The organism is Glutamicibacter arilaitensis (genome assembly GCF_044793945.1).
Taxonomy (GTDB): domain Bacteria; phylum Actinomycetota; class Actinomycetes; order Actinomycetales; family Micrococcaceae; genus Glutamicibacter; species Glutamicibacter arilaitensis_B.
Window position 1 is genome coordinate 3,650,440 of record NZ_CP084994.1, and the last position, 14,913, is coordinate 3,665,352.

Sequence of the window (14,913 nt, forward strand, 5' to 3'; positions counted from 1 at the left end):
CCATGCTCATCCCCATGAACCAGCTGGTCGCCGAGGCAATTGCCGCAGGCCACGCCGCCCCTGCTTTCACCTGCTACGACTTCACCACCGCACTGGCGGTGGTGGCCGAAGCCGAGGCGCAGGACCGCTCGGTCATCCTGAATGTCGCGCCGAAAACCGCGTCAAGCATCTCCGGGCTGCGCCTGATCTCCGCGCTGCGCACCCTGGGCGAACAGGCCGCGGTGCCGGTGGCGGTGCAGCTGGATCACGCCAGCGACGCGCAGCTGATTGCCCGCGCGGTGCAGGCCGGCGCCACCGCGGTGCTCGCCGACGGTTCGGCTGGCACGCTGGAGGAGAATATCTCCTTCGTACAGCAGGTGCGCTCGCTGATCGGCCCGGACATCGTGCTGGAAGCAGAGCTCGGCGCGCTGCCCGGCAACGAAGACAAGGCCTTCGAGCAGAGCGCCTCGCAGCTGACCGATCCGGAACAGGTGGCCCAGTTCCTGGATGCCAGCGGTGCGGACCTGCTGGCGGTAGCCATCGGCAATGTGCACGGCCGCTACAAGGGCGAGCCGAAGATCCACTGGGATGTGCTGAAAGCCATCCATGCAGTCTCCGGCGTCCCGCTGGTCCTGCACGGTGCGTCGGGTATCGCTGCGGCGGACCTGTCGCGGTCCATCTCCTATGGAGTGGGCAAGGTCAACCTGAATACCGAGCTGCGCACCTCGACGCTCACCATGCTGGCGGATCAGCTGGAACCCCGCCGCGCCGACGGACAGAATATCCTGGGCCTGCTCGGTGACTGGGAGCGCGCCGTGACCGAGGTAGCTTCGGCGACGTTCGCCGCACTGGTGGCCAGATAGCCTGCAGTCTTCAGGGACGCGGTGCAAGAACTTCCCAGTTCCTGCACCGTGGCCCTTGGCTTATCCGGTGGCGGCAGTTCCGTCACGGTCAAGCGCGTGCTGGTGGGTGCGCAGCTGGAGCAGCGCGGCATCCAGGAGTGGTGAGGCAACATCCAGTTGCTGCGCGCGGGCGGCCAGGTCTCCGAGGATGTGCTCGGCTTCAACCGGGACCCCATGTCCCAGATCGCGGTAGAGCGAAGAGGTGAACTCGCTGCCCGGCTCGGTGAGCAGCCCGACGGATTGCCGGTGCCCGGCTTCGCTGACCGGGCAGCCGGCAGCGGCGGCGATCTGCTCGCATTCGCCAATGGCTTCGAGGATCTTCGTTTCTCCCCCAGCGGCCAGGATATCCCCGATATTCCCGCGGAACAGGCAGGTGATCACCCCAGCCGCGGCGATGAATGCCCATTTCTCCCAGAGCCTGGCGGCAGCGTTGTCCACCACTTCCAGCTGTATGCCGTCCACGTCCAAGGCCTTTATGATCCGCTCAGGGACGCCCGTGCCACGCAGTGCTCCGATGGTCAGCTGGCACAGCCCGGTCAGCTGCCTGACGGTGGACTGTTGGTCCAAGGTGGCCACGATTTTCACGATGCCGCCCAGCACCCGCTCGCCGAAGGCTTGCTCCAGTGCGTCGATATGCGCCATGCCGTTGAGCAGCGGCAGGATGCGCGTGAGCTCGCCGAGCGCCCCGGAGAGTTCCGGGATCAGCGCGGTTAAAGCAGGAGCCTTGACCGCCACAATCACCAGATCGAACGGTTCTTCGCCGGCCAGAGTGGTCACCGCACGCACCGGCCAGGCGCCCTGGGTGTCCGGGGCACTGAAGCGCAGTCCGTCTTCGGAAAGTTGGGCCTGGCGGCGCTCACGCACCAGGAAGGTGACATCCCTGCCGGCCGCCAGCAATCGAGCTCCCAGCGCTCCGCCGGTCGCACCGGCGCCGGCAATCAGAATGCGAGTCATCTGTTTTTCCTTTCCAGCGGGCATCGGATTGATGCCCGTGTCGGTTGCGTGGCCCGAGGTGTCATCAGGCGGCCGCATGGACCAGACCCAGTATCGCGGCAGCCAGCAATACGACGGCGATCGCCACCAAGGATACTCCTCCGGCCAACGTCACGATGCGCTCTGCCGCCGGAGATCGATGCACTCCGGAAAACCGGACCACTGCGATAGCCCCTGCCCACCACAGTCCAGCACCGAGGACCACCGTGGCGCAGAGCAGCGCAGTACGGAGCCCTGCGCCCTCGGCCTGGCCGATGAACTGCGGAAGGATGGCCGAGAAGAAGAGCAATGCCTTGGGGTTGGTCGCATTGGTGACCAGCCCGCGCACGTAGCCTCCGCTGGTTCTAGGGGCGTGGTCCTGCTCGGTGGTGGCAGCCTCGGGCAGTCCTGCGCGCAGCATGCTGATCCCCAGCCACAACAGCACCATGGCACCCAGAATCTGGGCAATCGTCATGGCCCCGGGGGCCGAGATCAGCAGCGCGGTCACCCCGGCTAACGCAAGCAGCGCATGCAGCATCAGCCCGGTCACCACTCCTGCTGCTGTGGACACACCTTGTTGTACCGACCGGGTGGCCGACTGCACCACCAGGGCCAGATCGGGGCCGGGCACAGCCAAAGCCACCAATAGCGCCAGGGCGAATGCCGCCCATGATTCAAGTCCCATGCCATCCTTCGAGTCCGAAACGTGGTTCCAGATTCAGGCTAAGCGCGCGATTCGCTAGAATCTGATCATGCGCCACTCAGAGATAAAATCAACCCAATCTCCCGAACTGGATTCGGTGGATTGGGAAATTCTGGAATTACTGCAGGTGAATGCCACCATGCCGAACAAGGAGATCGCGGCCAAGGTGGGGGTCGCGCCCAGCACCTGCCTTGAGCGGATCCGGCGGATGCGGCGCAACGGCACCATTGTGGCAACTCGCGCCCACGTGCTGCCGAGTCTGCTGGGCAAGGGCGAGCAGGCCTTCCTCGGCATCCAGATCCGACCGCACGCCCGGGATACCGCCAACGACTTCGTGCAGAAGGCCCTCGCCCTGCCCGAGACCCTGGCGCTGTACAACGTCAGCGGCAGCGAGGACTACCTGGTCCATGTCGCGGTGGCCAACAGCACCGAGCTGCAGACGCTGATCATCGACAAGCTGCTGGCGCTACCCCAGGTCGCGCACTGCCGCACCCAGTTGATCTTCGGCGAGCCATGGGTGGCGCCGCTGCGCCACCGCTAGGAAGTGCGAAGCGCAACGTCCCAGAACGAAGAAAATGGCGAGCCGTTTCCGGCTCGCCACTCTTGCTTCTAATTATTCGTCGCCTTTTTCACCTGGCAGGTATTCCTGCTCAGCCAGGGAATCCCAGAACGATGTATCCATAGTTTCAACGGATCCATCGGCCACCGCCTTGATGGTGCTCTCCAAGGTCAAGATGGTTTGCTGGCGCAGGTATCCATTGGATTTCTGACCCAACACCGAGCCCGGGTTGAAGTGGTCGCTCATTCCCCGCATTTCGAATAGCAGCGTGGAGATCCCGTATTCTGCCGCAATGCCGTTGCGGGCTATCGTGTTGGCAGTTCCGCCGACATATTTGCCTAGGTGACCCCAGCCGGTGGCGTCAACGTTCTGATAGACCACCGCGCCCAAACGCTTTGAGCCTTCGCGCACTTCTTCGGATACGTCTGCAGTTGTCGGGTACAGAATCGAACCGGAGACGAGCTTGCCGTCTACTGCCGAACGCGTGCCCTGATGGTGCAGATCGATCATGTAGTCGATGTCGAAGGCGGAAAGCACGTTCTGGTGCAGCGCTTGTATTTCAGGCTGGGTCTTGGCTACGTGGTCTCGATTGATATCCACGTTGTTCGCGTTGTAACGCGTCAGGTGCCGGTCCCCCGAAGCAATGTAGTCATCGAGCGGGAAGTCCACATCACCCATGGCTCCGTCTGGATTGAGCATCGGCACGACCAGGATATTGACGTTCTCCAGAACGTTTTTCATCCGTCCGCTGCCCAGATGCTTGATGACTTCTAGGGTTCCCTCTGTGGTCAGCTGTTCGTTGCCGTGCTGCTGGGTGAGGAACGCGATGGTCGGGTTCTCTGGGCTTGACAGGTATTTCGCCAGGTATAGATCCCGTCCCTTGACCGATTGGCCAATAACCTCAAGTTCCAGGGCCGGCTGCTTCGCATCTTGCTTCTTCAACTCGGCAACCATGGACTCATGCGTGTGGAGGATCGAGGTGTTAATCGTTTCGTTGCCGTTGTAGTCCGGACCGTTTCCCGCGGCGAAGCCCGGAGCGGAGCCAAGTCCGAAGACTAGTGCCGAGCCAGCCAATACGCAGGAGACCTTCTTCAGAGCTTTGGGGACAAGACGAGGAGAAGCATTCTTCATTAGAATTCCATATTCTTTCTCATGATTCGTTCAGTTCGGATCGGTGATTGCCGTGCGTTGCCAAATGATCAGTTGTCGATAAAGAAATAGCCTCCGTTCAGCCCATCCACCATGATGCGGTAGGACTTGCCGTCGAGCTTTGCTTCAATCACCCAGTTCGGTTTCCATACTTTATTTACACTGTGGTGTTCACGCACTCCGCCTTTCCAGGCCAAGCGAGCTCGGCGCAGGGCCGCAGTTGCAAGTAATGACTTGGCTTTCTGCCGTGCGGTCTCAAAGTCGATGGTGTTCCACCTCGGGTCTTGCACCGGGTTTAGCTCCATGGTCGAGCTCGGATCTGCGGTCTGCCACGGGTCGCTGATAAAGGCTTTGCCCGTGAAGTAGTCCACTAAGGCGTGTGTCCTTCCGACACGTCCAGCCAAGTGGGAGACGTCAAAGATAAAACCGGCAAACGGATGGTGCCGCAATCGAGCGGATATCACCTCCATACCCGGAGCTTTCGCTTGCAATATCGACCGGGCGTAATCTTCATCGACCAAGGTGCGAAGCACCAGCTCACTCATCTCGGCCGGCCATTTCGGCTTGTCCTGCCAGCAATGCGTCTTGGCCTATGAGCATTTTTGTGGGGATCTGCCCGATCTTCGCCGTCTCGTCCAAGGCCCGGATAATGTGCTCTGGAACAGGGTGATTCGTCTGCGAAACCAAGCTGCCGATGATCATCGCGGCGGTGGATGCCAAGATCCCGGTGACCATCGGATCGATACCGGTTGCGTCCGGAGCGCCCGATACCTGCCAGAGAACCGAGACTGCCGTGCCGGCGATCATAGAGGAGATGGCGCCAACGGTATTGGCCTTCTTCCACCAGACTGCACAGACATAAGCCGGAACGAAGGCACTGCCAAGTACCGTGGTGGAGAAGATGACAATGGCTGCCACCGCAGGAGGTTCGAAGGCTGCAATGGCGAAACCAATGAGCGCGAGAACTAGAACTGTGATGCGCGAAACCCACACCATCTGCCCGTCGCTCATTTTCTTGTTGATGAATCGAGCGTAAATATCCTGGCTGGCAATGGTTCCAGCCTGCAATAGCAACGCATCAGCGGTAGACATGATGGCCGCCATAATTGCAGCCATTACGATACCCACGGCAAATGTCGGCAAGACCGCATCCGCGACCTCGAAGATTGCGGTTTCCGGATTGGCCAAGTTCGGAAGCAGAATCAATGCGAACATACCGACCAAGTACGGGCCTGGAATGAATAGCAGGTTGAAGATCAGCGAGTAGGCACCAGCAGTGCGGGCTACCGACGGCTTCTTCATGGCCATGTGGCTGACCACCACATGCGGCCACCCCATATAGCCAATCGAGAAGACCAGCAGCGCACCGATAATGACGCCCCACTGTCCTTGGAATCCAAGGTCGGCACCCCACATTGTCAACATATTCGGGTTGATGGCGCCTATGGCTTCGTTGCCCTTGGTGAAACCGCCGATCGCGATCAGGGTGGCAATGAGGATCCAGACCATGCCGACCACCATGATGATGGCCTGAACGAAGTCGGTGTAAGCCACTGCGAGGTAGCCGCCAAGGAAGGTATACAGCACGATCACGCCGATGGCGATAGCTAGCGCCACAGGGAAGGACACCCCGGTGACCATCTCTAGCCCGCGTCCGCCGGCAATGAACTGCGCCAGGACATAAAAGAACATGCAGAACAGCGCCACCGGCGCTGCGATCAACCGAATCCATTTCGAAGGATAGCGGTGTTCCAGATATTCAATGGAGGTGATGGATCCCAGAATTTGGGACAGTTTGCGCATGCGTCGTCCGAGAACCGAAAGGTTCAGGATGCCGCCGCCAATATCGCCGAGTGCGTACCACATGCCAAAGTAGCCCTGCGTGTAGCCAAGGGAACCGGCACCCATGAACATATATCCCGACATCGAGGAACTTTGCAGTCGCAGAGCGGTTACCCCTGGGCCTAGGCTGCGTCCGCCGAGCAGAAATCCTTCGGAGTCACCTCGGCCTTTTTTCATCGCCCAGAATCCGATACCTGCCATGGCGATGAAGTAGATGACGAGAAAGACAATTTCTAAGCTCATTGGCTTTCCTCCACGTCTTCACGCTTCCATCCGCGGCTGAGCCACATGAATACCGCCGTATAAATAATCCATAGGGTCGGAACCCCGAGGATGACAACGGTCGTGAACGTTGGTAAACCAAACATCGACGCAATCCCCTTCATAAGCCAAACACTCTGTATCGTGTGAACTGAATCACTAAAGATCCACGTGATTCACAGTTTTACATAACGAGAGGCTTATCAACAGTGTCATTTGTCGGAAAAATGCCGATCAATCGGACAGACTGTCCGGCCAACGCGATCCTCACCGTTGAACAGCTGCTGCAACTGCCTTGCGTGCTGGTCGGCAGTCCGCAGGTTATTGCTGTTCCGGCGTCACTGAAGCGTCACATTGGTTGGGCGCACGTTTTGGAGAACCTCAATCCCGGGGCCTACCTCCGCGGACATGAGCTGGTATTGACCACAGGGATCGGCTGGGGCGCGGATGCAGAGTTTGAACCATTCATCGCCGAATTACTTGAGCTTCGAGTTGCGGCCTTGGTGTTGGAGCTCGGGATTCATTGCCCCGAAGCACCAGCCAACCTCATCCGCGCCTGCAAGGACAGCCAGTTACCGTTGATTCTGCTGCACGAACCGGTGGCATTCGTTGAAATTACCGAGACGTTGCACCAGCTGTTGTTCTCCGCCCAAACTCGGAAAATCGAAGCCGGCGGTGAAGTGACCGAGCATTTCACCGGACTGATGCAATTAGGCGCTCCAGCAGAAACTGTCCTGGACGACTGCGCCAGATTCCTTGGTTGCCCGATTGTCTTTGAAGACTCCGGATTCAACCTGCTGCGCTTTGCCAGCCCAGTGGAACTGCCAACCGACTTCTTTGACCATTGGCAGGATCGGTCGCGAACCATGCACATCACGGGCAATCCGAAACGCCATGCTGTCCCGGTGCAAATCCACGGTAAGAATTTTGGATCCCTGATCGCCCCAGACACCGCTTCGCACCCGGCCGGTTCACTGCATGTACTCACCATGGCCGCCATTGCTTTAGGGACCGAGCTCCTGCGCAAACGAGGTCCGGCACTGTGGAAGTTCGATGCCGCGTGCGAGTTGCTTGATGATCTGCTCAATAGCCGTGAGGCGAATCTGAATCTGTTGACCGGAAAGTTTGAGGCTGCCGGATTCCCGGTCAGGCATCAACTCCTACGCGGCTTCTCCGTGCAGCTAGCTTCAGGGCAGGACCCGAAAACCGCAGTGCACGAGATTGAACGGCACACCGGGATTGGGATGAATCTAATTGTCGGAGCCCTCCATTCGCCAACACCCAAACTATTTGGCATCATCTCGACCGCAACCGCGCAATTGCAAGATGACTTTCACCAAGGGATGCATCAAGCAGCAGAATCCCCCGCCTTCGAAGGCCCGGCTTATCTGGGGGAAATAGTATCGGGTCTAGCGCAGGTACTGACCTCTATCAATCAGGCCACCGAGGGCTGTGAACTTCGTTTGGAAGCAAACAATTCGGTAGTCTTTGCCGCCGACTACCCGATGGCACTGCTCACCCACGAGTTGCGCCACGAACCAGCCGTACAACGTCTGCCCCAGCAAGTATTGGCACCGCTATTGGCATTGGAAATCAACCGACGCGACGAGTGCCTTCGCGTGCTCGAAGCCTACCTGGCCTCACCAACCAACCGCTCACAGGCGGCAACTCGATGCCGCCTGTCACGTTCGGTGTTCTACCAACGCTTGGCGCTTCTTGAATCTCTCCTCGAAGCGGATCTGAATGATGCGCGCACGCTGACGATCTTGACGCTGAGCCTGAGCGTTTACCGGCAGAGCCAACGCCACTGACGGGGCCCGTGAGAAGACAGAATACTCGTGGAGCATTCATAGCGAATGGTCCACGAGCATTCTGCAAACCACGTCAATCTTGGCCCTTCAGACAGGAACCTCGGCGCTAGCTGGCTAGCGTGCGGGCAATCAATTTAGCGCAGCACCACGGTACGTGAACCGTTGAGGAATATCCGGTCTTCACAGTGCCAGCGAACTGCATCCGATAGCGCCTTGCATTCGGTATCCCGGCCCGCCGCAACAAGGTCCTCAGGCCCGTAGCTGTGATCAACATTTTGAACCTGCTGGGCAATGATCGGGCCTTCATCCAATTCGCTGTTGACGTAGTGCGCCGTTGCTCCCACGGTCTTCACTCCTCTTTCAAAGGCCTGGTGATAAGGCTTGGCGCCCTTGAAAGATGGAAGAAATGAGTGATGGATGTTGATTGCCCGCCCGGTGAGCTGCCTGGTGAGCTCATCTGACAGGACTTGCATATACCTGGCAAGAACCACCAGATCCACGTCGAAGCGGTCTACGAGTTCCATAAGCCGGGATTCTGCCTCGGGCTTGGTCTCAGCGGTGACCGGAACATGGAAGAACGGAATTCCGTTCCACTCCACCTGTTGCCGATGATCCGGATGGTTCGAGACAACCGCTGCGATCTCGACCGGAAGCTCCCCCATGCGGGCGCGGAACAGCAGATCATGCAGGCAGTGTCCGAACTTTGACACCATGATGACCACACGCTTTTTCTTACCGGAGGCGCGCAGGCCCCAGCTAGCGTCGTGCTCTGTCGCCAGTTCGGTCAGGCTCGACTCCAATTCGGCGATCTCTGCAGGAATGTTGGATGCCTGGGACACTTCGAATTCGATCCGCATGAACAATGTCCCGGAGCGCTGGTCATCATGCTGCTTTAACTCCCGAATATCCCCGTGGTGCTTCAGTAGCAGTCCGGTCACCGCATGGACAATCCCCGGGCGTTCTGCACAGGTAAGGGTCAAGACATATGCATTGTTCAGTTCGGTCATTATGCCGCTCCTTGGGTTCACCGAGATGACGGTGGCCCGTCATGCCTCGTACATTTCATAGGAAATCAATATGGGCCATGTTTTCGATCGGACGCTGCACAAGCACTGCCCCGAATGCTTGCATCGAGTCGCCAATGCCTGAATTAGGCACGAGCCCAAAAGTTCGTTCCTAAATCAGCCCTTGTCTCCGCCACCTCAGCTTTGGCTGTCGGCAGAACAAATCCAGATTCCCGCATCTGATATATCAATAACTGATCACAAGTCTAAGTGTGCTGCAACACAGCGTCAATAAGATTCTCAGTCAATTTTTTACCAATCATTTGAGCACAACTCCACGTGCTGCAGGCGCGCTTCAGACCCAGTAATTCAACGCATCCATCTAGCCACTCGGCCCTATTCCGGCGGATGGGCTTTCACACTTCCTTGGTGGGCCGGCATCCCACCGGCAGGCGATTGCTTCGCGCTGCGGGCTGCAATCCCCTGCACCGCCAGCCAAGAAGTGACCGATCGGCGCTCGGGCGATACTCTTTGATTATTGGCAACTGATATATGACCAGTGAAGAGAGCGATAAATTGATGCCCACTAAATCCGCAGGCACCGATATGAGCACAGGCTCAATGGCCGATCACGCCTATGGAGTGCTTCGCGATCGACTGGTGCTGCTGGAAATCGCTCCAACACACCCCATTCATGAGCCGCGCTTGGCTGAGGAGCTCGGTGTGGGGCGCACTCCGATTCGCGAAGCCTTAAAACGTTTGGAAACTGACCATCTGGTGGTCTCCTATCCACGACGTGGCACCTTTGCCACGGCCGTTGACTTCCACGAACTAAACCATATTTCCGAGATTCGCCAGACCCTGGAGCCTTTGGCTGCCCGAAATGCGGCCGGCAACAAAGACCCCGAAATCAAAGCCGAGATCACCGCTTATTTGGACACGATTGACGCTCTGGATGAGACTGCCAATCAGCGTTCGCTACTGCTCCTGGATGTGCATATCCACCGGCTCATCTACAAGGCCAGTGCCAATAAGCACCTCGAAGAAACCCTCGTACGCTTGGATAATCTGGTGACGCGAATCTGGTGTTTGGTAATTGACCAAATGCCACCGATTTCCGAGCACATCACTGAACACACGGCTTTGCTCCGCGCGATCCTCGATGGCGACGCCGATCTGGCTGCACAGCTGGTATCGGCGCATGTCAATCATTTTGAACAGGCTTTGCGTCGCGCCCCGTGACCGCACGAGCGCTCCGATAGGGCACTCGTGCGGGACAGTTATTGCAAAGCCGCTTAGCTCATTTTCTTGCCTCTTCAGGTTCCAGGTCCCCGTCTGAGCCAATCTGGTTCAGCTTGTCGTTTGCGTTGCCCAACTCGGCTGCATATTCGTCGTCCAAATCTGCAGCTGCACCGTTCGCTTCAGCATACAAAGGCGAATTCTGGACCGTGATGATTGTCTGCTCGGCGGTCATCAGACAGAATTGCTCGCCATCATGCCGCTCTATTCCATCGTCAACGGCCTGTTCGAGAACTTCGAGCGCAACCTTGCCACGCAGCACCAGCGGATCCCTGCTCAGATCCTTCCAAATCGCTACGCAGAGAAGCAGCATCACGACTACGAACGGTAGCGCTGAAACGATGGTGATGTTCTTCAACCCGTTCAAAGCAGCGGCCGGGTGGTCACCACCGGCAAGCAGCATGACTGCTGCCACCGCGCCAACCGAAATTCCCCAAAAAATCACGGACTTTTTCGATGGCTCTTCGGCACCGCGTTCACTCAGCGCTCCCATGACGATGGAGGCCGAGTCGGCGCCGGTGACGAAGAAGATCGCGATCAACACAACGGTCAGCACCATAAGTGCAGTCGCAAACCACGCGGGGAAGGACAAGCTTCCAAGCAACTCGAAAAGCACCGAGTCGAAATTGATATCAGGCACCCCCTCCACCATTTGCGCCATGGCTTGTCCCGCATCTCCGGAGCGTTCGGCTCGTTCTTGCAGACCGATGGCTCCCCCGCCGAAAATGGCGAACCAAATCAACGTCACGGTAGATGGCACCAGCAACACTCCGGTGACAAACTGGCGGATACTGCGGCCACGTGAGATTCGAGCGATGAAAAGACCTACAAACGGGGTCCATGAAACCCACCATGCCCAGTAGAAAATAGTCCAGGAGGACAACCAGGTGGCCATGGTTCCGTCCCCGGAGGAAGCGGTTCGCGATGCCATCTCAGGCAGATCGCTGATGAATGATCCAACCGCATTGGGGATCACGTTCAAGATGAACAATGTGGGTCCGCCGATGAACACGACCATGGCAAGGATGACCGCCAGAACCATGTTGATATTCGAAAGCCACTGAATTCCGCGCTCAATTCCGGATACCGCCGAAGCAACAAATAAGGCAGTCAGGATCGCGATAATCAAGACCAGTACTCCCGAGCCCACGGTGGGGAGGATTCCGGCAGACTGTACTCCTCCGCCGATTTGCAAAGCGCCGAGTCCAAGCGAGCAAGCCGAACCGAACAGTGTCGCCAGAATCGCCAAGATGTTGATGGTCTTGCCGCCCCAGCCATTGACCACTCGATCACCGAAAATCGAACTGAACATGGAGGAGAAAAGCTGCGGCCGACCTAGACGGTAGCTTCCATACGCCATGCCCAATCCAACAATCGCATACATGGCCCAGGGGAAGAGCGTCCAGTGGAACAACGTGGTGCCCATAGCCGTGCCAACGGCCGCGGAGGTTTGCCCATCAACCGTTTCCGGCGGTGGCGACATGTAGAAGTACAAAGGTTCACCCACACCGTAGAAAACCAATCCGATGCCCATTCCGGTGGCAAACATCATTGATATCCATGAGATGGTGCTGAATTGGGGCTTTTCGCCATCCTTGCCCAGCGGGATTCGTCCGAAACTTTTCGCCGCCACGACAAGCACGAATATTGTGAAGACGGTGGCTGCTATGACGAAGATCCAACCGGTGTTCGTGATGACCCAGTCCAAGGCCGTACCAGAGGCGGATCCCAGCCCGGCCGGTGAAGCAAAACCCCAGGCAATGAACGCCAGAGTCAGAATTCCCGCAATACCGAAAACCCAATAGTCGGTTCCACCACTCGGGTACTTCCTTGGCCTTCGCCGTCGAGCCGAATGAAGCTCGCTGACTAGATCTTGAACGGGGTGATCGCTGCGATTCATAGGATTTCCTTCATGGGTGGAACAGGATGGCCCGCCGCGGTCAAACCGCGGCGTGGCCTACCCTCAACCGGAAAACGGGCGCGACAAAGCCTTTGCGTAGCCAGACTTTGCCGCGTGTCGAGCGTGCTCGCTGAAATGCATGAGCACGGGAGGCCGCCGATTCGGTCGTCGGCGGAAGTGGCTGAGCGGGGCTGGAATCGAAGAATTTGCGACTCTTGCCCCGCACTGATGTCCGCGGTTTAGGTACGGATCAGGCCATGCGGGTCGAGCACGAACTTCTGTGCGGCGCCCTCGTCGAATGCCGCGTATCCTTGCGGTGCGTCAGCCAAAGCAATGGCGGTTGCATTGACATTTTTGGCGATGGAAACCTTATCCGAAAGAATTGCCTGCATTAGCCCCCGGTGATACTTCATCACCGGGCACTGGCCGGTGACAAACGTATGGGACTTGGCGAAACCGAGCCCAAAACGCATGGATAGCGAGCCCTGCTTAGCTGCTTCATCGTTGGCTCCAGGATCCCCTGTGACATATAGGCCAGGGATGCCGAGGCTGCCACCGGCCCGGGTAATCTCCATGAGCGAGTTCAGCACGGTGGCGGGCTGCTCCTTCCCGGCGTCGTGTCCGTGGCCGCGTGCCTCGAAGCCGACGGCGTCGATGCCGCAGTCGACCTCGGGTGTGCCCAGGATCTGTGCGATCTGCTCGCCCGGATCACCGAGCGAGACGTCCACCGTCTCGCACCCGAAACTACGCGCTTGGGCTAGCCGGTCGGCATTGAGATCCGCAACGATGACGGTTGCCGCGCCGAGCAATTGCGCCGCAGTGGCCGCCGCCAAGCCCACAGGACCCGCGCCGGCGACGTAGACCGTTGAGCCTACAGTCACGCCCGCGCCGATAGCGCCGTGGTACCCGGTGGGGAAGATGTCCGAGAGCATTGTCAGGTCGAGGATCTTCTCCATGGCCTGGTCGCGATCGGGGAATTTGAGCGCGTTCCAGTCTGCGTACGGAACCAGCACATACTCGGCTTGCCCGCCGACCCAGCCGCCCATGTCCACGTAGCCGTAGGCGGATCCCGGACGGTCCGGATTGACGTTCAAGCAGATGCCGGTCTGTCCGACCTTGCAGTTGCGGCAGCGGCCGCAGGAGATGTTGAAGGGCACCGAAACGATATCCCCGACCTTGAGGAATTCCACGTCGCGGCCGACTTCGATCACCTCTCCGGTGATCTCGTGTCCCAGTACGAGACCTTCTGGGGCTGTGGTGCGTCCACGGACCATATGCTGGTCGGAGCCGCAGATATTGGTGGCGATGGTGCGCAGGATGACCCCGTGGTGAACTTGGCGGCCAATGTTCGCCGGGTGGACTCCCGGGCCGTCTTTCAGTTCAAATTCCGGGTACGGAGAATCGATCAGTTCGACCTTGCCTGCGCCAGCGTAGCTTACTGCCAAGTTGCCCATGGTAGACCTTTCACACTTGAAATATCAGTTGGATACTAATTGGAATTAGGCCAAGTCTCCTCATGAGTGTGATCTATGTCAATAGCCGTCATCAAAATGGCTAGCGCTCCCGACGGGTACCGCAAGCGCCTCTAGCCGTCCAGTTCTTCGGTCAATCGCTGGGCGATAATACTCTTTGCAGTGCTCTGCAGAACCTTCAAAGATTCCTCGATGAGCGGGGCTCCCCTGCTGCCCTTACGCGTCACCGCGATGATTCGTCGCGAGGGTTTGGCTGCGCCGGAGATTCTGCGGCGGACCACGTTTTCCGCACTGCCCAAAGTTGCCAACCTCGGCAGCAAACCCACACCCAGTCCCGCTCCGATGAAGGCAATCATCGTTTCCCACTCCACCGCCTCGTGCGCGATATGCGGGGTAACGCCCAATGAGGTGAAGGCGGCAACGAACAAGGATCGATAGACCGATTGCTCAGCTTCCGTGACCCACGGATCATCAGCAAGCTCCTCGAGGGACACCGATTTATTCATCGCCAGCCGGTGCTGCGCGGGCATCACCACATCAAGCGGGTCATCAAGCAACACGGTTTGCTCAAATTTTGTACTGCCACCGCTTGATCCAGGCGTTTGCGATGCCACGATGACCGCTAGGTCAATACGCTCGGCAAGCAATAGATCCAAGCAGCGCTGCGGCTGGGCTTCCATGAGCTGCACCTCGACATTCGGTCGCGTTCTGCGCAAGGTCGAAGCGAGCGGAGCCAACAACTGCGCCGCCGCCGTAGAAAAACCGCCCAACCCAAAATTGCCCTGAACCTGCCCTTCGGAGGCAAGCGTTGAAGACTTCAGCAGCTCCCACTGCGTCACAATGTCGTCAAGTCCTGCCACAAAGTGCCGACCGGCGACGGTGAGCCGCACGCCCCGGCCGTCCTTGATCATCAGCTTGATTCCCAGAGAACGCTGCAGCTCACGCAGCTGCGCGGAGACCGCCGACGGCGAGTATCCGGTGAGTTCGGCGGTCCGCGCAATGGTCCCCGCCGAGGAGAAGACCCTGAGGGTAATAAGTCGAGTATCGATCATGCACCCAT

The 14,913-nt window shown here is 58.5% G+C and carries 13 protein-coding genes; 4 read left to right on the forward strand and 9 right to left on the reverse strand.

Features of this window, described 5'->3' with window-relative positions; translation table 11 throughout:
- Positions 1-2: 2 nt before the first annotated feature.
- Positions 3-842, forward strand: a complete 840-nt coding sequence (locus LG294_RS17050) for a class II fructose-bisphosphate aldolase (RefSeq protein ID WP_404287852.1) — start codon at positions 3-5, stop codon at positions 840-842.
- Between the two features lie 60 nt (positions 843-902).
- On the opposite strand, the gene LG294_RS17055 is transcribed toward LG294_RS17050, so the two are convergent.
- Entirely contained in the window at positions 903-1,835 is a 933-nt protein-coding gene (locus tag LG294_RS17055) for a ketopantoate reductase family protein (RefSeq protein ID WP_404287854.1), read from the reverse strand.
- 64 nt (positions 1,836-1,899) lie between these two features.
- Positions 1,900-2,538, reverse strand: coding sequence for a LysE family translocator (locus tag LG294_RS17060; RefSeq protein ID WP_404287856.1), 639 nt, complete (start codon positions 2,536-2,538; stop codon positions 1,900-1,902).
- Between the two features lie 67 nt (positions 2,539-2,605).
- On the opposite strand from LG294_RS17060, the gene LG294_RS17065 reads away from it, so the two are divergent.
- Complete coding sequence (locus tag LG294_RS17065; protein WP_404287858.1) at positions 2,606-3,097, forward strand: Lrp/AsnC family transcriptional regulator; 492 nt, start codon at positions 2,606-2,608, stop codon at positions 3,095-3,097.
- Between the two features lie 72 nt (positions 3,098-3,169).
- Here the strand turns inward: LG294_RS17065 and LG294_RS17070 are convergent, their stop codons facing one another.
- From LG294_RS17070 to LG294_RS17080, 3 genes are all read right to left on the reverse strand, one after another.
- Entirely contained in the window at positions 3,170-4,246 is a 1,077-nt protein-coding gene (locus LG294_RS17070) for a M14 family zinc carboxypeptidase (RefSeq protein ID WP_404287860.1), read from the reverse strand.
- A 68-nt stretch (positions 4,247-4,314) separates the two neighbouring features.
- The gene (locus LG294_RS17075; protein ID WP_404287862.1) at positions 4,315-4,809 is read right to left on the reverse strand and encodes a hypothetical protein; all 495 of its coding nucleotides are present in this window, start codon (positions 4,807-4,809) and stop codon (positions 4,315-4,317) included.
- Entirely contained in the window at positions 4,802-6,349 is a 1,548-nt protein-coding gene (locus tag LG294_RS17080) for a sodium/proline symporter (protein WP_404287864.1), read from the reverse strand. The genes LG294_RS17075 and LG294_RS17080 overlap by 8 nt, the downstream gene beginning before the upstream one ends.
- 227 nt (positions 6,350-6,576) lie before the next feature.
- Here LG294_RS17080 and LG294_RS17085 point away from each other — a divergent pair, with 227 nt between their 5' ends.
- Positions 6,577-8,178, forward strand: a complete 1,602-nt coding sequence (locus LG294_RS17085) for a PucR family transcriptional regulator ligand-binding domain-containing protein (protein WP_404287866.1) — start codon at positions 6,577-6,579, stop codon at positions 8,176-8,178.
- A gap of 134 nt (positions 8,179-8,312) precedes the next feature.
- Here LG294_RS17085 and purU read toward each other — a convergent pair whose 3' ends face one another.
- Positions 8,313-9,185: a formyltetrahydrofolate deformylase gene (purU, locus tag LG294_RS17090; protein WP_404287868.1), complete on the reverse strand. Its 873-nt coding sequence runs from the start codon at positions 9,183-9,185 to the stop codon at positions 8,313-8,315.
- Between the two features lie 603 nt (positions 9,186-9,788).
- Here purU and LG294_RS17095 point away from each other — a divergent pair.
- Positions 9,789-10,424 carry a GntR family transcriptional regulator gene (locus LG294_RS17095; protein WP_404287870.1) on the forward strand — a complete coding sequence of 212 codons (636 nt, stop codon included), beginning with the start codon at positions 9,789-9,791 and terminating at the stop codon, positions 10,422-10,424.
- Between the two features lie 58 nt (positions 10,425-10,482).
- Here the strand turns inward: LG294_RS17095 and LG294_RS17100 are convergent, their stop codons facing one another.
- From LG294_RS17100 to LG294_RS17110, 3 genes are all read right to left on the reverse strand, one after another.
- Positions 10,483-12,381, reverse strand: coding sequence for a BCCT family transporter (locus tag LG294_RS17100; RefSeq protein ID WP_404287871.1), 1,899 nt, complete (start codon positions 12,379-12,381; stop codon positions 10,483-10,485).
- Between the two features lie 239 nt (positions 12,382-12,620).
- Entirely contained in the window at positions 12,621-13,835 is a 1,215-nt protein-coding gene (gene fdhA / locus LG294_RS17105; protein ID WP_404287873.1) for a formaldehyde dehydrogenase, glutathione-independent, read from the reverse strand.
- Positions 13,836-13,966: 131 nt separating this feature from the next.
- Complete coding sequence (locus LG294_RS17110) at positions 13,967-14,905, reverse strand: LysR family transcriptional regulator (RefSeq protein ID WP_404287875.1); 939 nt, start codon at positions 14,903-14,905, stop codon at positions 13,967-13,969.
- Positions 14,906-14,913 lie beyond the last annotated feature (8 nt).

Excerpts from the sequence above, each read along its gene's own strand:
- LG294_RS17050 (WP_404287852.1), top strand. The coding sequence starts at position 3 with ATGCTCATCCCCATGAACCAGCTGGTCGCCGAGGCAATTGCCGCAGGC.
- LG294_RS17055 (WP_404287854.1), bottom strand. The coding sequence starts at position 1,835 with ATGACTCGCATTCTGATTGCCGGCGCCGGTGCGACCGGCGGAGCGCTG.
- LG294_RS17060 (WP_404287856.1), bottom strand. The coding sequence starts at position 2,538 with ATGGGACTTGAATCATGGGCGGCATTCGCCCTGGCGCTATTGGTGGCT.
- LG294_RS17065 (WP_404287858.1), top strand. The coding sequence starts at position 2,606 with ATGCGCCACTCAGAGATAAAATCAACCCAATCTCCCGAACTGGATTCG.
- LG294_RS17070 (WP_404287860.1), bottom strand. The coding sequence starts at position 4,246 with ATGAAGAATGCTTCTCCTCGTCTTGTCCCCAAAGCTCTGAAGAAGGTC.
- LG294_RS17075 (WP_404287862.1), bottom strand. The coding sequence starts at position 4,809 with ATGAGTGAGCTGGTGCTTCGCACCTTGGTCGATGAAGATTACGCCCGG.
- LG294_RS17080 (WP_404287864.1), bottom strand. The coding sequence starts at position 6,349 with ATGAGCTTAGAAATTGTCTTTCTCGTCATCTACTTCATCGCCATGGCA.
- purU (WP_404287868.1), bottom strand. The coding sequence starts at position 9,185 with ATGACCGAACTGAACAATGCATATGTCTTGACCCTTACCTGTGCAGAA.
- LG294_RS17095 (WP_404287870.1), top strand. The coding sequence starts at position 9,789 with ATGAGCACAGGCTCAATGGCCGATCACGCCTATGGAGTGCTTCGCGAT.
- LG294_RS17100 (WP_404287871.1), bottom strand. The coding sequence starts at position 12,381 with ATGAATCGCAGCGATCACCCCGTTCAAGATCTAGTCAGCGAGCTTCAT.
- fdhA (WP_404287873.1), bottom strand. The coding sequence starts at position 13,835 with ATGGGCAACTTGGCAGTAAGCTACGCTGGCGCAGGCAAGGTCGAACTG.
- LG294_RS17110 (WP_404287875.1), bottom strand. The coding sequence starts at position 14,905 with ATGATCGATACTCGACTTATTACCCTCAGGGTCTTCTCCTCGGCGGGG.